The sequence below is a fragment of the Vibrio sp. 10N.222.52.B7 genome (assembly GCF_041474275.1).
GTDB classification, from domain to species: Bacteria; Pseudomonadota; Gammaproteobacteria; order Enterobacterales; family Vibrionaceae; genus Vibrio; species Vibrio crassostreae_C.
This window is the reverse complement of record NZ_JBFRTU010000030.1, coordinates 37,464-58,563: the sequence shown is the minus strand read 5'-3', so window position 1 is coordinate 58,563 and position 21,100 is coordinate 37,464. Positions and strand designations below refer to the sequence as shown.

The 21,100-nt window shown below is 47.0% G+C and carries 8 protein-coding genes; 4 read left to right on the top strand and 4 right to left on the bottom strand.

The window, feature by feature from the left end; genetic code table 11:
• Nucleotides 1-30 precede the first annotated feature (30 nt).
• The 3 genes from AB4512_RS10520 to AB4512_RS10510 form a co-directional block, all read right to left on the bottom strand.
• Nucleotides 31-1,392: a TRAP transporter large permease gene (locus AB4512_RS10520; protein WP_372174883.1), complete on the bottom strand. Its 1,362-nt coding sequence runs from the start codon at nt 1,390-1,392 to the stop codon at nt 31-33.
• Nucleotides 1,393-1,394: 2 nt separating this feature from the next.
• Entirely contained in the window at nt 1,395-2,150 is a 756-nt protein-coding gene (locus AB4512_RS10515; RefSeq protein WP_372174882.1) for a TRAP transporter small permease, read from the bottom strand.
• Between the two features lie 64 nt (nt 2,151-2,214).
• Nucleotides 2,215-3,210 (bottom strand): TRAP transporter substrate-binding protein, encoded by a 996-nt coding sequence (locus AB4512_RS10510; protein ID WP_016788636.1) that lies wholly within the window; start codon nt 3,208-3,210, stop codon nt 2,215-2,217.
• A 346-nt stretch (nt 3,211-3,556) separates the two neighbouring features.
• On the opposite strand from AB4512_RS10510, the gene AB4512_RS10505 reads away from it, so the two are divergent.
• Nucleotides 3,557-3,964, top strand: coding sequence for a thioesterase family protein (locus AB4512_RS10505; protein ID WP_004736070.1), 408 nt, complete (start codon nt 3,557-3,559; stop codon nt 3,962-3,964).
• Nucleotides 3,965-4,039: 75 nt separating this feature from the next.
• Here the strand turns inward: AB4512_RS10505 and AB4512_RS10500 are convergent, their stop codons facing one another.
• Complete coding sequence (locus AB4512_RS10500) at nt 4,040-4,852, bottom strand: 4'-phosphopantetheinyl transferase superfamily protein (protein ID WP_372102858.1); 813 nt, start codon at nt 4,850-4,852, stop codon at nt 4,040-4,042.
• A gap of 709 nt (nt 4,853-5,561) precedes the next feature.
• Here AB4512_RS10500 and AB4512_RS10495 point away from each other — a divergent pair.
• The 3 genes from AB4512_RS10495 to AB4512_RS10485 are packed head-to-tail and all read left to right on the top strand — an operon-like array spanning nt 5,562 to nt 21,075.
• Nucleotides 5,562-13,085, top strand: coding sequence for a beta-ketoacyl synthase N-terminal-like domain-containing protein (locus AB4512_RS10495; RefSeq protein ID WP_372174881.1), 7,524 nt, complete (start codon nt 5,562-5,564; stop codon nt 13,083-13,085).
• A complete protein-coding gene (locus AB4512_RS10490) occupies nt 13,085-15,133 on the top strand; it encodes a PfaB family protein (protein ID WP_065583680.1) in 2,049 nt (682 codons plus the stop codon). The genes AB4512_RS10495 and AB4512_RS10490 overlap by 1 nt, the downstream gene beginning before the upstream one ends.
• On the top strand, nt 15,130-21,075 hold the full coding sequence (locus tag AB4512_RS10485; RefSeq protein ID WP_372174880.1) for a beta-ketoacyl synthase N-terminal-like domain-containing protein: 5,946 nt from the start codon (nt 15,130-15,132) through the stop codon (nt 21,073-21,075). Before AB4512_RS10490 ends, AB4512_RS10485 begins: the two co-directional genes overlap by 4 nt.
• The last annotated feature ends 25 nt before the right edge of the window (nt 21,076-21,100 follow it).

Genomic DNA, 21,100 nt, shown 5'->3' with positions numbered 1-21,100 from the left:
AAATTCCATGTCAGTGAATGACTCAAATAGCTACTTGGTTATGATCTCTGGTCCCATCAAGGTGGTTGGTAACCATGTTGATACCCACGGCACGTAAGTTACGATAATCAGGAACAGGAACATCACGCCTACCCAAGGCAGTGCCGCTTTCACCACGTTCATCATCGACATCTTGGCGACCCCGGCGGTCACAAACAAATTGAGCCCGACAGGCGGCGTTATCATCCCTATCTCCATGTTCACTACCATCATGATACCTAGGTGGATTGGGTCGATACCGAGTTCAATCGCGATTGGGAAAACCAGCGGAGCAACAATGATCAGCAAGCCTGATGGCTCCATGAACTGCCCACCAATCAAGAGTAAAACGTTCACTACAATCAAGAAGGTGATCGGCCCTAAGCCTGCAGATAGCATAGACTCAGTGATCATTTGAGGAATGCGTTCTTCGGTCAGTACATGCTTAAGAATCAGAGCATTGGCAATGATAAACAGCAGCATGATCGTCAGCTTGCCTGCATCGTAAAGTGTGTCTTTGGTGTCTTTATGGAAAAACGTTTGGAACACCTTAACCAAAGCAGGCTTTGTATTGTTCTTGTCAGCGAAAGGCCCCATATCTTTATAGATAAAGTTGGCAATGAAGAAGGCATACACCGCAGCCACTGCCGCCGCTTCTGTCGGAGTAAAGATGCCGCCGTAGATACCACCTAGAATGATGACAATCAGCAGCAAGCCCCAGCTCGCATCTTTCGCAGCTGCGAACATCTCGCCCCAGCCCACAAATGGCTGTGCCGGAATCTTCTTAATACGTGCTGCGATGTAGATAGCAATCATCAACATCACACCCGCCAGCAAACCAGGAATAACGCCACCTAAGAACATACGACCTACCGATACATCGGTCGCCGCCGCGTATACCACCATCACGATGGACGGTGGAATCAAGATCCCCAACGTACCTGCGTTACAGATAACCCCTGCCGCGAACTCTTTTGAGTAGCCGTTTTTGATCATACCTGCGATAACGATACTACCGATCGCCACTACCGTTGCAGGAGATGAACCAGAAAGGGCTGCGAACATCATACATGCCACAACCGACGCCATCGCCAAGCCGCCGCGGAACCAACCCACCATCGCGATAGCAAAACGGATAATACGTTTCGCCACGCCACCAGTAGACATAAAGCTAGAGGCCAAGATAAAGAAAGGAATCGCTAAGAGTGTGTAGTGGCCTGCAAATGCATTAAACAGCGTTTGTGCGACTGAAGCTAATGACGCATCTGAGTGCATCAATAAGAATATTACGCTCGATAAACCGAGGGAAATTGCAATTGGTACACCGACCAACATGAAAGCAATTACCATTAAAAATAGAAATAACATTGCCATGATTAGTCTTCCTTACCGTTAGATTTTGTACTCGACTCATTCGCTTTGTTCTGCGGAGTCCAATTCAATACCGCTGTTGCATCTTCGTCAGGGCCCGCTAGCACGTCTGCTTTCAACGCATCCAGCTCTTCTTCGGCTTCGTGTCCTGCAATCATGCGGTCAAGCTTGCCTGTGACGACTTGGTAAGCAACTTGAGCAAAACGGAACGTTAGCATTGCCATACCAATCGGCAGCGCCATATAAGGAATAAAACGTGGCAGTTTCTCGTATCGCTCGCCTTCATTCAGCCAGTCAGCAAGAAACTGAAGCATCTCTGGCATTGGAATATCGTCGGTCTCGTACCATGCGCGATCGGTCGCGAATGGGTACCAATAATTCCAAGAACCGATAAGAAGTAAGATTGAAAATGCTAGGCAGCTTGTCACGGCGATGAGCGCATACACTTTGCGTAGCTTTTCTGGGGCAAGGTTGATGATCACATCAACACCAATGTGGAAGTGTTTTTTAACGCCATAAGATGCGCCCACTAACACCATCCAAGCAAACATGAACACGGTCAGTTCCAGTGCCCATAAGATGTTGTCATTGAATGCGTATCGAAATACCACGTTGGCAAAAGTAAGTAGCGTCATTGCGCCAAGGAAAAATGCGATTAGTGACTCTTCAATCACATCCGTAACTCTTCCGACTTTGGAAAAAAGAGAGGTTTCCAGTGCTGATTCGCTAGAATTTGGTTGTTCCATTTGAGGCTTTTCCATAATTGACTCCGCTTATAATTGTTTTAATAAGGAGTGACGAATACTCGCCACTCCCTTAGCGGTGTTATTGGTTTGAAGCTAACGCTGCATCGATAAGGTCTGAACCGATGTCTTTTTCAAACTTCTTCCATACTGGTTGAAGTGCAGCTACCCATGCTTCACGCTGTTCAGGCGTAAGTGTACGAACCTCACCACCCGCTTCGATGATGTTGTTTTTGTTCGCTAGGTTAACTTTTGAAGATTCTGCGTTACGCGTCTCAGACACTTCTTGAACGATAGTGCCAAGCTGTGTGCGTACATCTTCAGGTAGGTCTTTCCAGAAGTCGTTTGACGTTACAACTAGGTAATCCAAGATACCGTGATTAGTTTCGGTCACGCCGTCTTGTACTTCAAAGAACTTCTTACCGTAGATGTTTGACCATGTGTTCTCTTGACCATCGATAACTTTAGTTTGCAAGCCACCGTACACTTCTTTGAAAGACATCTTCTGTGGGTTAGCGCCTAGTTGTTCAAACTGAGCCACCAATACATCCGATGCTTGAACACGGAATTTCAAACCTTTTGCATCTTCAGGGCTGATAAGAGGTTTGTTCGCCGACATCTGTTTCATGCCATTGTGCCAAAACGCAAGACCTTGCAGGCCACGACGCTTCATCGCGTTCTTCAGCTTTTCACCAGATTCTGAGTTTTGGAAACGGTCAACGGCTTCTACGTCTTCAAATAGGAAAGGAAGGTCAAAAATGCGGTATTTCTTAGTGAACTTCTCAAATTTTGACAGCGATGGCGCCGCCATTTGAACATCACCATTTAACAGGGCTTCCAGTACCTTATTATCATCGTAAAGTGTTGAGTTAGGGAAAACTTGCATACAAGCTTTTCCATTCATTTCTGTGTTTACTCGCTCTTCCAGTAAAGAAGCGGCGATGCCTTTCGGGTGCTTATCGGTATTGGTTACATGACTGAATTTAATCACGATTTCACCAGGGTCACAGTTTGCAGCAGCATTAAAACTTGTGAGCGCCAGAGCAGATACAGACAGCAGGGTAAGAGGCTTAAACATTATTATTCTCCTTAGTAAACAAAGCAGCCCTTCAATGGGAACTGCGTGCTTTCACTAAGGCAATTAGCGCGCCATATTGACACAATTCATTAACAATCCTTTAACCGCAAGGCTTCATCAGATCTGCCTGCAGTTGTCGCTAACTCGCTACAAAAATTAATGGGTGGAAAATGACACATAGAATATTTGTAAATGGGTGGGAGTTGACCAAAGCATCAGTGATAAATGAGGTCTGACCAAAAGCCCCTTTCACGATGATGCCTTGAAGTAATTTCAACCTATCCTGTAGAGTGCTGCACAACTTAGTCAGATTTACTGATCCACTACTTACCAAGAGTTGCTACCCATGAGTCAGATCTACCATCACCCAGTACAGATTTACTACGAAGATACCGATCACTCAGGTGTGGTTTATCACCCTAACTTTCTTAAATACTTTGAGCGTGCGCGCGAGCATGTGTTGGGCAGCGATAAACTGGCAGAGTTGTGGAATGAACATGGACTGGGGTTTGCGGTGTATAAAGCCAATATGACCTTTCAAGACGGCGTTGAGTTCGCAGAGATCTGCGATATCCGAACCTCTTTTGAGCTCGATGGCAAATACAAAACCTTATGGCGACAAGAGGTATGGCGTAAAGATGCAACCAAACCTGCCGTGATTGGTGATATCGAGATGGTTTGCCTAGATAAAGACAAACAACTTCAGCCTGTACCCGCAGAAGTATTAAAAGCGATGCTTGGCGAAACGAGTTAGCCAATATTACGAATGGCTGAGAGCGAGCCGTGTTCAAGATTAGAAGCTAAAGGTTCTAGTGTAACGAACGTAAACTCAGCCAAGTAGCTTCGATTTGGGGAAGCACTTAATCTCTAATTGCATAGGAAGCGTTGCACCACCAAGCGTCACGGCAAATCGAAACTGGTTATCCAGCCTTCCTAAACTGCATTGCCAATCTGTTGAAGTATTGTCATTTTCAGCAGCATCCAACCCTACACCGTTATGGACAATGATTCCTCCATGTAACTCTGGTCGTAAACCCGACGAATGAACTGGCAGCGTTTGTTGAGTTAGATTGGAAAAATCGAACGAAAAACTTTTCAATGATGTGGCCAACCCCTTACCTGTCGCTTTGATATACGACTCCTTCAGCGCCCAAAGATCGAAAAAACGCTCTCTCTGCAGCTCTTTACTAAGTTCAAGTAAATCCGCCAATTCTTTATCTGAAAAATAGTGCTTCATGATCGAGTCGATATTGGTCGAGCTTCTTGCATGTTCGATATCGACACCCAGTTGGACTGGCTTCCCTTCTCGTTGGCAAACTGCAATCAACAAATGTTCTTTGCTATGACTGATATTGAAGTTTAACCCCGTCATGAGTTGCTGTTCGGCGACTAAACTGGGCTTTCCTTTCTCGCCATATTCAAAGCACCACGCTTCGGGCATTAAATCAGAATAGCTAGACAACACCTTTCTTAGGTAGTTGCGAACATATAGGGCTTGAACTTGAGATGAGGGCATTCGATACCGCTCGACCTTCGCTATTTCATCAGCTGTGAGTGTCTGTTTGAGGTGTGACTTACTGCCTACATCATCACGCAAATTACTCAAAGAACATAGCCACAAATCAACGATTGGATTTTCCAATTTACTCACGCTCACTTCTTCAAACCACTTATCAAAAAACCATCAAAACGAACAAATTTAAGTCACCTATGATTTGAGATAAACATAGAGAATCTGCGCAGGAAACACCCTTCATATGCGGACTTAAAACTAATTTTTCAAATAATAACAAATTAAAACACAGATCACACTTAGCCTTACGGAACAGGCATCTATTAAATGTTACTTACAAAAATCTGACATAGATCTCACCAAGTCAAAAAATAGAGTACAAACACTAAACAACCACTCAGACCCGTTAATTATCAACAAGTTAATTGCATTAAAAATACAAAAAACAAAAGTTCAGTAAAATCATCTGGTCTGAACAGATCATAGTGGCCTCTGGGAGCATTGTATCGGCCACTCACCTCGGGTAGCCTGCTCAACCATTAAACAAATTCACACGTTTTTATTGCGGATACCTGCTTTGCATAAAGCAGTACTTTGGACAGGATTTAAATGGACATTAACCTCACATTCGAATGCCCTCTTCTCGCATGAAAAACGTAATCAACCCCTGCAAGTCACTGTACTTCGCACCCCCTATTTCAGTCAGGTGGCCGACTTTCGGTAGCCTTACTCTTCAGCTGCGTTTGCCCAAATCTGTCTCAGATTTATTTTCGATTTATTTAAAATCGCAGCTTCAAAACACGACATCGCCCTCAGTGATTTCAAGTGGAGACTCATAATGAGCCAACCCGAAAAAAATACACCGGAATCAGTCGACGACACTCGACTTAATAAACGTCTTAAAGACATGCCTATTGCTATCGTTGGTATGGCAAGCATGTTTGCGAACTCTCGCTACCTAAACAAATTCTGGGATTTGATCAGCGAAAAGATCGATGCAATTACCGAAGTGCCTGATACACACTGGCGCCCAGAAGATTACTACGATTCAGATCGTACTACGCCAGACAAATCTTACTGTAAGCGCGGTGGCTTCATCCCAGAAGTTGACTTCAACCCTATGGAATTCGGCCTTCCGCCAAATATCCTAGAACTGACTGATACGTCACAGCTGCTATCTCTGATCGTGGCAAAAGAAGTACTTGAAGATGCGAAACTTCCTGAAGGTTACGATCGCGATAAGATCGGTATTACACTCGGTGTAGGCGGTGGTCAGAAGATCGCTCAAAGCTTGAATGCTCGTCTTCAATACCCTGTTTTGAAAAAAGTCTTCAAGAGCAGTGGCATCAACGACGAAGACAGCGAAATGCTGATCAAAAAATTCCAAGACCAATACATCCACTGGGAAGAGAACTCATTCCCTGGTTCATTAGGTAACGTAATTTCAGGTCGTATTGCTAACCGCTTTGACCTTGGTGGCATCAACTGTGTAGTAGATGCTGCGTGTGCAGGTTCTCTAGCCGCAATGCGCATGGCACTGAGCGAGCTGGTTGAAGGCCGCAGTGAAATGATGATCACTGGTGGTGTGTGTACTGATAACTCACCAACCATGTACATGAGCTTCTCTAAAACCCCAGCATTCACTACAAACGAAACCATTCAACCTTTCGACATCGATTCAAAAGGCATGATGATTGGTGAAGGCATCGGCATGGTTGCTCTTAAGCGCCTTGAAGATGCTGAACGTGACGGCGACAGAATCTACTCAGTGATTAAAGGTGTCGGTTCTTCTTCGGATGGTAAGTTCAAGAGTATTTACGCGCCTCGCCCTGAAGGACAAGCAAAAGCACTCAAACGTGCTTATGATGATGCAGGTTTCGCACCGCACACGCTTGGCCTACTAGAAGCGCACGGCACAGGTACTGCAGCAGGCGATGTTGCTGAATTTGGTGGCTTAAACTCGGTATTCAGTGAGAACAATGAAGAGAAGCAACACATTGCGTTAGGCTCTGTGAAATCTCAAATTGGTCACACTAAATCAACCGCGGGTACTGCAGGTTTAATCAAAGCTGCCTTAGCACTGCACCACAAAGTACTGCCGCCAACGATTAACGTATCGGCTCCGAATCCTAAACTGGATATCGAAAACTCGCCGTTCTACCTAAACACACAAACGCGCCCTTGGATGAAACGTGTCGACGGCACACCACGCCGTGCAGGTATCAGCTCATTCGGTTTTGGTGGCACTAACTTCCACGTGGTATTGGAAGAGTACACACCAGAGCACACTCGCGGTGACAAATACCGTCAACGCCAAGTGCCGCAAACTCTGTTATTCAGCGCAGAATCTCGTCAAGCACTGATCAATGAACTTAAACAGGTTTCAACTCAAACTGCAGATGCAGCGTTCAAACTGGAAGCGCTTGCTGAGCAACACGCTCTACGCGAAGTTGACGCTAAGCATGCTCGTCTTGGTTTAGTTGTAACTGACCAAGCAGACCTTCAAGCGCAACTGACTCAAGCGATTCCTATGCTTGAGAGCCAAACCAAAGCACATTGGCAGATGCCAAACGGTACTAGCTACCGTGAGTCAGCACTGATTGCTGAAAACGGCACTAGTAAAGTAGCAGCGCTATTTGCAGGTCAAGGTTCGCAATATCTCAACATGGGTCGCGAGCTTGCTTGTCATTACCCAGAGATGCGCCAACAGCTTGCTCAAGCGGACCAAGTATTTGGTCAGCACAAGAAGACGGCTCTGTCCCAAATTCTATTCCCCATTCCAACCTTCACACCAGAAGCAACCAAAGCTCAAGAAGCGGTGTTAACCAACACGGCCAATGCGCAAAGTGCAATTGGTACTGTGTCTATGGGTCAGTTCGACATCATGACTCAAGCTGGCTTCAAAGCAGACATGGTTGCAGGCCACAGCTTTGGTGAACTAAGCGCACTATGTGCTTCGGGTGTTATCTCGCAAGACGATTACTACCAACTAGCTTTCGCTCGTGGCGATGCGATGGCGGCGACACCTGAACAAGGCGACAGCGGTACTATGTTTGCGGTCATTCTAGACGCAGACAAACTTCCAGCCGTTGAAAGCTGCATCAGCCAATTCGAAGGCGTGAGCATTGCCAACTACAACGCTCCGACTCAATTGGTTATTGCTGGTCCAACAGCAACCGTTCAGCAGGCAGCCCAAGCGCTAACTGAGCAAGGCTTCAAAGCAATTGCTCTGCCAGTATCTGGTGCTTTCCACACCCCGCTTGTTGCTCATGCTCAAAAGCCATTTGCAGCTGCAATTGATAAAGCTTCATTTAGCGCTCCAACGCTGCCGCTTTACTCAAACGCAACGGGCAAACTGCACAGCAAAGACGCTAAAGCGATTAAGAAAGCATTCAAACAACACATGCTGCAATCGGTTCGTTTCAGCGAGCAAATTGAAGCGATGTATGAAGCAGGCGCGCGCGTATTCGTTGAGTTCGGTCCGAAAAACATTCTTCAAAAGCTGGTTGAGAAAACACTGGCTGATAAAAACGAAGAACTTTACGCAATCAGCATCAACCCAAGCCCTAAAGGAGACAGTGACCAACAGCTTCGTTTAGCTGCGGTTCAACTGTGCGTGACAGGTGTTTCATTAGACAACATTGACCCTTACCAAGCTGACATTGCTGAACCTGCAAAGGCATCACCAATGAACATCAAGCTGAATGCAACCAACTACATCAGCCCTGCTACTCGTAAGAAAATGGATCAATCATTGGCTTCGGGCAACGTCACCGAAAAGACTGAGATTGTTGAAGTGAAAGTTGAAGTCGAGAAAATCGTGGAAAAAGAAGTGATTAAAACAGAAATCGTTGAAGTACCTGTGGCTGCTCCTCAAGCTTCAAATGTACAACAGTCAGTTGCAGCAGCGCCAAGTGCACAAGCAGCTCAGCAACCTCAAGTGGCACAACCTGCATCGGCGACTATTCAACCAACAGCTTCAGTAACGGTTGATGAGTCTTCACTGCAATCATTCTTCAATGCTCAACAACAAGCAGCAGAAGTACATCAGCAGTTCCTTGCAATTCCTCAACAATACGGTGACACGTTCAACACCCTAATGTCTGAGCAAGCGAAAATGGCAACAGCAGGCGTAGCAATTCCTGAGAACCTACAGCGTTCTATGGAGATGTTCCACCAGCACCAAGCTGAAACGCTAAAAGCTCACGCTCATTACCTAGAAATGCAAGCGCACAGCAACAACTCAGCACTTAATATGCTGACACAAGGTTCTGTCGAAACAGTACAACCAACCTTCGTTGCTTCTGTAAATGCTCAGCCAGCGATTCAAGCTCCAGCTACTCAAACTACTCCAGCAGCTATCGTTCAACAGCCTGTAGCTCAAGTGCAAACAGCTCCTGTACAGGCTGTGCCAGTTCAAAATACAACAGTTCAGCAAGCTCCAGTCCAGAAAGCAGTTCCTGCACCACAAGTAGCGGCTCAAGCGGCAGCGCCTGTTGCAGTTCAGCCTGTGCCAGTAAAAGCACAACCGGCTCCTGTGGCTGCACCAGTAGCAGTACAATCAGCCGATGCTGAAAAAGTGATGCTACAAGTGGTCGCTGAGAAAACGGGTTACCCAACGGAAATGCTTGATCTAGAAATGGACATGGAAGCAGATCTTGGTATCGACTCAATCAAGCGCGTAGAGATCCTTGGTACCGTTCAAGACGAAATGCCAAACCTACCTGAGCTGAACCCTGAAGATTTAGCTGAGTGTCGTACTCTTGGTGAAATCGTTACCTACATGAACAGCAAGATGCCTTCTGGAGTTTCAACTAATGAAGCTGCACCAGTTCAAGCAGCTGCTGTAGTTAATGGTCTTGATGCAAAAATCGTTCAACAAACCATGCTAGAAGTGGTTGCTGAGAAGACAGGTTACCCAACGGAAATGCTTGATCTAGAAATGGATATGGAAGCAGACCTTGGTATCGATTCAATCAAGCGTGTTGAGATTCTTGGTACGGTTCAAGATGAACTGCCTACTCTTCCAGAGCTAAACCCTGAAGACTTAGCTGAGTGTCGTACTCTTGGCGAAATCGTTGCTTACATGAACAGCAAGCTTCCGGCTTCTGCTCCAGCAGCAGCTCAAGTATCTGCACCAGCACAAGCAGTCTCAAACGGTTTAAACGCCGAGCAAGTTCAAAGCACAATGTTGAGCGTAGTGGCTGATAAAACGGGCTACCCAACAGAAATGCTCGACCTAGCAATGGACATGGAAGCTGACCTTGGCATCGACTCAATCAAACGTGTTGAGATCCTTGGTACGGTTCAAGACCAACTACCAACCTTGCCAGAGCTAAACCCTGAAGACCTAGCTGAGTGTCGTACTCTGGGTGAAATTGTAGACTACATGAACAGCAAGCTAGCTCCGAATTCGGAAGCAGCGACAGTCGCTCCTGCTCCAGAAGCCGCTGTAGAAAGCACGAGCAACGACCTAAACCCTGCTCACGTTCAATCAACTATGATGGAAGTGGTTGCCGACAAAACAGGCTACCCAGCAGAAATGCTCGACCTAGCGATGGACATGGAAGCTGACCTTGGTATCGATTCGATTAAACGCGTTGAGATCTTGGGTACGGTTCAAGACCAGCTACCAACGCTGCCAGAGCTAAACCCTGAAGACTTAGCTGAGTGTCGTACTCTTGGTGAAATCGTTACCTACATGCAAAGCAAGCTATCCGTTGCTGCACCTGTAGCGACTGCTAAAGCTGAATCAGTAACGCCTATCGCAGAAACAGCGACAGCGGAACTTCCTCCACACAATGAGGTAGCGCTAAAAAAGCTACCAGCGGCAGATAAACTCGTCGATTGTTTCTCAAAAGACGCTTGTGTCGTGATCACAGATGATGGTCACAACGCCGGTGTTCTAGCAGAAAAGTTGACCGCTAACGGCATTCAAGTTGCTGTAGTGCGTAGTGCTCTTTCTGCCGCGTCACCTTTAAACAGTGAAATCGCAAGCTACACACTCAACAGCGTCGATGATGCTGGTGTGACTGCAGTTATTAACGACATCGAAGCAGACCTTAAAACGTCGAACAAAGTGATTGCTGGATTCATTCACCTACAAGCTATCGTTGATGCTAAACAAAGCAACGAGCAAGCGGTTAACTTGAATGCAGACTCAAGAGCTTCACTGACGACAGCGTTCTTATTCGCCAAGCACCTAAATGGCCAACTGAATGCCGTTTCTGGTCGTAGCGTGTTCTTCACACTAAGCCGTATCGATGGTGGCTTTGGTTACCTAGATACTAAGCAATTAGCGAATGCAGAACTTAACCAAGCGGCTCTATCTGGTCTAACTAAGACACTGAGCCATGAATGGTCAAACGTATTCTGCCGTGCATTGGATGCTGACGCTTCTATTGATGCTCGTCACCTAGCTGAAGCTATCACAGGTGAACTGTTCGATATCGATACCAACACGGTTGAAATCGGCCTTAGCCATACGGAAAACGGTGAATCTGGTCGTGCAACACTGATTGCGACAACACCAGGCGCTGCACAAACTAAAAACACAGGCGCTCAACTCACCAAGAGCGACAAAGTTCTCGTAACTGGTGGCGCTAAAGGCGTGACGTTTGAATGTGCACTGACGCTTGCTAAGCAATGTAAATCTCATTTCGTTCTTGCAGGTCGTAGTAAGCATATTACTTCAGTTGAGCTACCTCAGTGGGCACAAGGTAAGCAAGAGAAAGAGCTAAAACCAGCGGCTATCGCTCACCTACAAGCAACAGGTGACAAACCAACGCCGAAGAAAGTAGATGCCTTGCTAAAACCTGTATTGAGCAGCCTTGAAATCAACGCAGCACTTGCCGCTTTCAATGAGATCGGCGCGAGCGCTGAATACCTAAGCCTAGATGTATCGAACCATGAGTCAGTAGCAAAAACACTGGCAAACTTCGAAGGCATCACAGGTCTTATCCACGGTGCAGGTGTACTGGCTGACAAGCATATTCAAGACAAAACGCTTGATGAACTGAACATGGTTTACGGCACCAAAGTGGGCGGACTAGAAGCGGTTCTTAGTGGTCTTGATAGCAGCAAGCTAAAACTGATTGCGATGTTCTCTTCGGCGGCGGGTTTCTACGGAAACACAGGCCAAAGCGATTACTCAATGTCCAACGAGATCCTGAACAAAGCGGCTCTACAGCTGTCTGCTCGTAACCCTCAAGCGAAAGTGATGAGCTTCAACTGGGGACCGTGGGACGGTGGCATGGTCAACGCAGCACTGAAACGTATGTTTACAGAGCGCGGTGTGTACGTAATTCCTCTTCAGGCGGGTGCAGAGCTATTTAGTTCTCAACTACTGAACGAAACTGGCATTCAACTGCTGGTTGGTACGAGCATGCAAGGTTCTGACAACAAGGAAGCTGCTGTAAAAAAGCTTAATGCGGAGTCTGTGCACCTTGCAGAGAGTCCGCTGAATACAAGCATTACTGTGACACGTCATCTTGATCCAAAGGCATTGCCTTTCATTCAAGATCACTGCATTGCCGGTAACCCAGTGTTACCGACAGTGTGTGCCATCCAATGGATGCGTGAAGTCGCAGAGCAACTGTTAGGGGTGAACGTTAGCGTTCACAACTACAAACTGCTGAAAGGTGTGATTTTTGATACTGATGAAGTGAAAGAGCTGAAACTGGTTCTTTCCTCTGATGCTAAATCAAAAGATCAGCTAAAAGCAGTAATCAGCTGCCAAGGACGACCACAGTATCAAGCTCAGTTGCAAGTTGCCTCTGTGCAAATGTCTGAAGATGTTCAACAAGCGTCGACAAAACGCTTTGAAGCCAGCACTTCAGCACCTGTAACAACGGCACAAGCTCTATACAGTGACGGCACTCTGTTTCATGGACCAAGATTGCAAGGTATTACCTCAGTTGAGCGCTTTGACGACTTAGGCTTATTGGCTCAGTGCCAGTTGCCTCAGATTGAAAACAGCGACTGCGGATCATTTATTCCTAAGCAAGGCTTTGGCGATAGCCAACCATTTGCTGAAGATTATCTGTTGCAAGCCATGTTGGTATGGGCTCGATTGAAATACGGCGCGGCAAGCCTACCGTCTGCAATCGGTGAGTTTGTGTGTTACGCACCGATGCACAATGGTGACCAAGGTTGGCTAGAACTGAGCGTGATAAAAAGCACGACTCGTTCACTGCAAGCTGATATCTCGCTTTACCACCAAGATGGTCGTTTAAGCGCAGTAATGAAAGGTGCCAAAGTCACCATCAGCAAGAGCTTAAATGACGCATTTTTGCCAAAATCTAGCTCAGCAGTGCCGAAGAAAGAAGCGACTAAGAACCCAGAAAAGGAGCAATTGTCATAGTGACTGTTCCTACTAATAAAGCGATGCCATTGCGCATCGCTCTTTTAGCTCAGCCAGCAAACGCGGCTGAGCTTTCTGCCGACTTATTTCCCTCGTTCCCAGAGATGATAACTGTTGTGGTTGATGGCAATTTTAATCAAGCACTTGCTCACGCCATCGAGACAGTCAATCAAGGTAATGTCGTTAAGCTCTGTTTGGATCATCACTCACCATCATTGTTGATGTTAAGTGCGCTGAATGCTGCTCAGAATAAGATTCACCCACACGCGAATTTGGCGAGCTTTGTAGATACAGCTACCGGAAATAGCATTCAGCTAGCTCTGGATATTGCACGCCGCCCCGCTTCAGATTTAAGTCATCAACAGCAACACTCTGACTTATCGGCTTCGCAGCAGTTTGATGAATTGTTGAATATAGTTAATGCGATATCGAGCCGTTCATTACCGAGCCATTCATTACCTAACCATTACTGGTTCACTGAGCCAAACAAAGCACGTGTTGCTGCGTTAACTTTCAGTGACGATAGCCCAAAAGCCACCAGCCTGATATTGACTCAAGCGACCGGTTTGCACGAGCCAAAGCCATTGCTATCCAGCGAGAGTTTGATGTTTGTGGTTTCTGGCTGCGAGCAAACTGAATTGGTTTCTCAGTTGGCCTCACTAAGAGCTGAGCTTAAATGCGTTAGTGATTCGGCAGACAGAGAACTTGCTATCGCCAGCTTGATGTATTCAAACCTAAGTCATTTCCAAAGCGCTCAACACAATGCTGACTGTGGTGCGAATATCGTGATTCAGGCGGCTTCAATCGATGCTGCACTGCAAGAGATCACAGCGCTAGAAAATGCGTTGCCAAAAATAATGGCTGACAATAGCCAATACAAGACTCCAGCAGGCAGTTGTTTCTCACCAAAGCCTCAAAGCAAAGGTGGCGTTGCATTTGTTTACCCTGGTGTTGGCACGGTTTATCCCGGTATGTTGCGCGATTTTCACCACCATTTCCCACAGTTATTTGCTCGTTTAGAACGTGAGGGTAACTTGAAAGAGATGCTGCAGGCAGAGAAAACCTACGCTGAAGATTCGCAAGAAATGTCGCTTAGTGAATTGGCAATTGCCGGTGTAGGCAGTAGTTACCTGTTAACACAACTGCTATGTGATGAATTCAAAGTGCAGCCAGATTTCGCTTTGGGTTACTCCAAGGGTGAGGCTTCCATGTGGGCCAGCTTAAATGTTTGGAAAAACCCACATGCGCTGATTGAGATGACTCAAACTAGCCCTATTTTCACCACGGCAATTTCTGGCGAACTCACTGCAGTGCGTCAAGATTGGCAGCTGAACGGCGACGAAAGCATCCAATGGAACAGCTTTGTGGTTCGCAGTGATGCGCAAGCGATTGAGGCTCTGTTACCAGAGTTTCCACGCGCTTATCTCGCTATCATCCAAGGTGACACTTGCGTACTGGCAGGTTGTGAAAGCACATGTCGTGCATTGCTCAAAAAACTGGGTAAACGTGGCATTGCCGCGAATCGTGTTACCGCAATGCACACCACACCAGCATTGAGCCAACATAGCCAAGTGCGTAAGTTTTACACGCAACCACTGTTCGACGAATTGCCAAAGCATATCCGCTTTATCAGCGCAGCAGGTCTAACGACGGGCGCACCAATCAATATCGACAGCGACAGCATCGCCCTTTCAATTGCCGATACTTTCTGTTCGACGCTGGATTTCACCGCGTTGATCCAGAGTGTGCGTCAGCAAGGTGCTCGTCTGTTTGTCGAAGTAGGTGCCGATCGTCAAACCAGCACATTGATCGACAAGATCAATCGTAGCGACAACGTAGCCGACCAGTACTGCACAATCGCTTCCAATGCCAAGGGTGGTGACGATATTGTCACGCTCATCAAGTGTATTGGCCAGCTCATTACTCATCAAATTCCACTGTCTGTCGAGCCACTTATTCAAGGGCTAGAACAACAGATCACCGCCGCTAAGCAATTACGTGGTGTGCCTCAAGGCAGCGCAGTGAATCATCAAGGAGAGCTAGTATGAGTTCTCAATCGAACCAGTATCAGGCTCAAACTAAGAATAAGCAGCAAGTGAAGTGCAATAAGATCGCGATTGTTGGTATTGCTAACCAGTATCCAGAAGCGGATACGCCAAAAGACTTTTGGCAAAACTTGCTAGATAAAAAAGATTCTCGCACCACATTAAGCGCTGAAAAGTTAGGTGCTAAACCTGAAAGCTATCAGGGCGTGCAAGGCGAATCAGACCGCTTTTACTGTGATAAAGGCGGCTACATCGAAAACTTCAATTTCGACAGCAATGGCTACCGCTTAACAGCTGAGTCATTCAACGGTGTTGACCAAAGTTTCCTATGGGCTTTGGACACCAGTCGTAAGGCTTTAGTCGACGCTGGCATTGATCTGAATGCCGATGTTTTAGAGCGCACAGGCGTGATCATGGGTGCCCTTTCGTTCCCAACCACACGTTCAAACGACTTGTTTTTGCCGATGTATCACTCGGTGGTCGAAAAGGCACTACAAGCTAAATTGGCTAATGACCAGTTTTCACTGCTACCAACCAATGAAACCGCGCAAGACCTCAATCCTATCAATGGTGCAGCGGCACACAATGCCTCTAAGTTAGTGGCTGATGCATTGGGTTTAGGTAACGTACAACTGAGTCTAGATGCCGCATGTGCAAGCTCTGTGTATTCATTGAAGTTAGCGTGTGATTACTTGAACACGGGCAAAGCCGACATGATGTTGGCAGGCGCGGTATCCGGTGCTGACCCATTCTTTATCAACATGGGTTTTTCGATCTTCCACGCTTACCCTGACCACGGTGTGTCGGTTCCGTTTGATAGCAATAGTAAAGGTCTGTTTGCTGGCGAAGGTGCGGGGGTTTTAGTCCTAAAACGCTTAGCTGATGCGGAGCGTGATGGCGACAATATTTACGCAGTTGTCAGCGGTATTGGCTTGTCAAACGATGGTCGCGGTCAGTTCGTATTAAGTCCAAATAGCAAGGGACAAGTCCAAGCCTTTGAACGCGCTTACGAGGCTTCAAACCTAACACCAGACAGCATTGAAGTGATTGAGTGTCACGCAACCGGCACACCATTAGGTGACAAGGTTGAGTTAACCTCAATGGAGCGTTTCTTTGCTGACAAATTGAATGGTTCTAACCCGCCATTGATTGGCTCAGCCAAGTCCAACCTCGGTCACTTGCTGACTGCGGCAGGTATGCCAGGGATCATGAAAATGATCTTTGCGATGAAAGAAGGTGTACTTCCTCCAAGTATTAATTTGGACAAGCCACTATCGTCGCCAGAAGGTTTATTTGGTTCACAGACTCTGCCAACACAGGTTCAACCTTGGCCAAGTAAAGCGGGCAACCCAGAGCGCTGTTCGGGTGTTTCTGTATTTGGTTTCGGTGGTTGTAACGCACACTTACTGCTTGAAGCGTACTCAGATAAGAGTCATGTAAACCAGACTCTAGAGTCGGCATCTCCAAGCCTACAGCCGTCTAATTTAAGCATTACTGGCCTAGCGTCTCACTTCGGTTCTCTGCAAAGCATCAACGCGCTGAGCACTGCGATTGAAACCAACAACGATGCTTTCATTGCTTTGCCTAAGAAGCGCTGGAAAGGTTTAGACCAACATCCAGAACTGCTGAATCAGTTTGGTTTACACGGCATTCCAAACGGGGCTTACGTCGATCAATTCGACCTCGATTTCCTACGCTTCAAAGTACCGCCGAATGAAGATGACCGTTTGATCTCTCAGCAGTTGCTACTGATGAAAGTTGCAGACGAAGCGATCAAAGATGCCAAGCTTGTGGCAGGCCAAAAGGTTGCAGTACTGGTAGCGATGGAAACTGAGCTTGAGATGCACCAATTCCGTGGACGCGTAAACCTGCATAGCCAATTGGCTGACAGCTTTGCCAACATGGGTATTGAGCTAACACAAGACGAATACCAATCGCTAGAAACCATCGCGATGGACAGTGTGATGGACGCAGCCAAACTGAACCAATACACCAGTTTCATCGGCAATATCATGGCTTCGCGTATCTCTTCATTGTGGGACTTTAACGGCCCTGCGTTTACGATTTCAGCCGCTGAACAATCAGTTGCTCGTTGTGTCGATGTCGCGCAAAACCTGATGTCGCAAGAATCCATGGATGCAGTCGTGATTGCAGCCGTCGACCTAAGCGGCAGTGCGGAACATGTGATTCTGAAGAACAGCGTGAGCCCAGTGTCGCTTGATCCAAAATTCGGACAACCGCAAGACGGCAGTTGGAATGTGGGCGAAGGCGCAGGTGCAATTGTTCTTGTGGAAGAAGGTCGAGTAGCGAGCAACCAAGACACAGCTTACGGCAGCATTAACGCCTTGGCCTTTGGCTCAAGCGAGCGTAACAACGCCGTTGTTGATGAGTTACTGACTCAAGTCGGTATGAGCTCAAACGATGTTTCTCTGCTTGAGCTTAACCATGCACCTGAGTCTTTGTCACACGAGCTTGTATCTCTCAACTTAGAAGTTACCAAGACCACTCAAGCGAGCCAACGTGTTGGTCACTGCTCTGCAGCTTCTGGTATGGCAAGCCTGCTACACGGTCTGCTCAATCTGAACCATGAGCCACTGAATCCAAATGTCCGCTCTAAGAGCGCGATTGTTGCCAACATCAGCGAAGGACAATGTTCACAGCTACTACTAAGCCAATCGAGTATTGAATCTCAATCACTTTCCGTTCGTTTAAGCAGTGAACTGGCGAGTGATGCTAAGCGTCAATTGGTTAAGCAAGTCACTCTCGGTGGTCGCGATATCTATCAACATATTGCCCAAACCCCAGTGACCAACTTAGCAACGATTCAACAGAAAGCTTCTGGTAAACAAGCAGCAAGAGTGGCGTCGGTTCCAACGACAGCAAACATTCAAGCAGCCCTTGCGCAAAAAGAGTTAGAGAAGAACGCATTAGCGCAGAACGCGGTAGAGCCAGTCATCGAAACTCCTACATCAGTATCCCCTACTCTGGCGCCAACGCGCCACAGTCAGCTAACAGGTAACCACAGCAATATGACTCATGTCCTATCCGCTAAAAATGGCGTATCGAATATCGACGCTAATACGGACGCAGCATTACAGCCGTCTGTAACACCATACAACCAAGCTTTTGCTCAAAATCAGCATGCAGCTCAGCAAGTACACAAAGCATTCCTGCACACTCGTGTCCAAGGCATGCAAATGGCTGATGCGCTGTTAAAAGCACAGCTAAACGCAGTGACATCTGGTTTAGATAGCAATGCCCTTTCTCAACAAACGACTGGTCAGCAAACATCAGCTCAGCCAGCTCAGCCAGCTCAACCGGCTCAGGTTCAGTCAGCGCCAGTCAACGTACTTGCGACGCCAGCACCAGTAAAACCTATCCGTAAACCATGTATCTGGGATTACGATGATCTGGTTGAATACGCTGAAGGCGACATTGCGAATGTATTCGGCCCTGATTACGCGATCATCGATAGCTACTCGCGCCGTGTTCGTTTGCCAACTACCGACTACCTATTGGTATCTCGTGTCACTAAGCTCAACGCGACCGTTAACGAGTACAAGCCAAGTACCATGACTACCGAATACGACATCCCAGTTGATGCGCCGTATCTTGTTGATGGTCAGATTCCTTGGGCTGTTGCAGTTGAATCTGGTCAGTGTGACCTAATGCTGATCAGCTACTTAGGCATTGATTTTGAAAACAAAGGCGAGCGTGTTTATCGCCTGCTTGATTGTACGCTGACCTTCCTTGGCGACTTGCCTCGTGGTGGCGATACACTGCGTTACGATATCTCAATCAACAACTTTGCTCGCAATGGCGACACATTACTGTTCTTCTTCTCGTACGAGTGTTTCGTTGGCGACAAGATGATCCTGAAAATGGATAACGGCTGTGCGGGCTTCTTCACTGATGAAGAGCTAGCAGATGGCAAAGGTGTGATTCACACTGAAGACGAAATCAAGGCTCGTAAACTTGCAACTAAGCAACGCTTCGACCCTATGCTGCACTGCCCTAAAACGCAGTTTAACCACCAAGAACTGCGCCACCTGCTGACTGCAAACATTGCAGAGTGTTTTGGCCCAACTCACCAATCAAATAGCCACCAGCCTTCTTTGTGCTTCAGCTCAGAGAAGTTCATGATGATCGAAAAGGTTAGCCGTGTTGAACCGCAAGGCGGCACATGGGGACTTGGTCTGATTGAAGGTCACAAACAGCTAGAGCCTGAGCATTGGTACTTCCCTTGTCACTTCAAAGATGACTCAGTAATGGCTGGCTCTTTGATGGCAGAAGGTTGTGGTCAACTGCTTCAATTCTTCATGATGCACCTTGGCATGCATACGCTTGTTCAAAATGGTCGTTTCCAACCGCTTGAAAATGCGCCTCAACAAGTACGCTGTCGTGGTCAAGTTCTCCCACAATCGGCAGAGCTGACTTACCGCATGGAAGTGACCGAGATTGGTCTAAGCCCTCGCCCATACGCGAAAGCTAACATCGATATTTTGCTCAACGGCAAAGTGATTGTTGATTTCCAAAACTTGGGGGTGATGATCAAAGAAGACGACGAATGTACTCGTTACCTACCTTCTTTAGAAACATCTGTCGCGACCCCTGTTATCGAAAGCTTGGACCATAAAAGCTTGGGCCATACACCAGCAGTGAACCAACAGGCTTCAGCGAATGCGCCATTGATGGCACAAATTGAAGACCTAGAAACTGCACCTAACAAAGGTGTGGTTCCTCTTCAACACGTTGAAGCGCCGGTAACGCCTGATTACCCGAATCGCACACCCGATACGGTTCCATTCACGCCTTATCACATGTTCGAATTCGCGACTGGCGACATCGAAAAATGTTTCGGTCCTGATTTCTCTATTTACCGTGGCATGATTCCACCACGTACTCCATGTGGCGATTTGCAGCTAACCACCCGTGTCGTTGAGATTGACGGTAAGCGTGGCGACTTCAAGAAGCCTTCATCGTGTATTGCAGAATACGAAGTGCCAGAAAATGCATGGTACTTTGATGAAAACAGCCACCAGACCCTAATGCCTTACTCGGTATTGATGGAGATTTCACTGCAGCCAAACGGCTTTATCTCTGGCTACATGGGAACAACATTGGGCTTCCCAGGTGAAGAACTGTTTTTCCGTAACTTAGATGGTAGCGGCAAAATGCTGCGTAACGTCGACTTGCGTGGCAAAACGATCACCAACGATTCTCGTCTGCTTTCAACCGTAATGATGGGCACCAACATCGTACAGAGCTTCAGTTTCGAATTGAGTACTGACGGCGTGCCTTTCTACCAAGGTACAGCGGTATTTGGTTACTTCAAAGGCGCAGCACTGAAAGACCAACTTGGTTTGGACAACGGTAAAGTGACTCACCCTTGGCACGTTGATAACAATCGCACGCCAGATGTAAACATCAACCTGCTAGACAAAACAACGCGTTACTTCAATGCACCTATTTCTGCTACTGGTGAAGTGCAAGAGCACTACCAACTGGCTGGCGGTCGTTTGAACTTTATCGATACGGTGCAGATCACCAGCGATGGTGGTAAAGATGGCCTAGGTTACCTTTACGCTGAGCGTACAATTGACCCAAGCGATTGGTTCTTCCAGTTCCACTTCCATCAAGATCCGGTAATGCCAGGCTCTCTAGGTGTCGAAGCGATCATCGAGTTAATGCAAACCTACGCACTGAATAAAGATTTAGGCGCTGGCTTCCGCAATCCGAAGTTTGGTCAAATCCAATCTGAAGTGAAATGGAAATATCGTGGTCAGATTAACCCTCTGAACAAACAGATGTCTCTGGATGTACACATCACTGCGATTAAAGACGAAGACGGCAAACGCATCATCGTTGGCGACGCAAACCTAAGCAAAGATGGTCTGCGTATTTACGAAGTGAAAGACATCGCTATTTGTATCGAAGAAGCATAAGCCTGACACGGATCTAGGAAAGAAA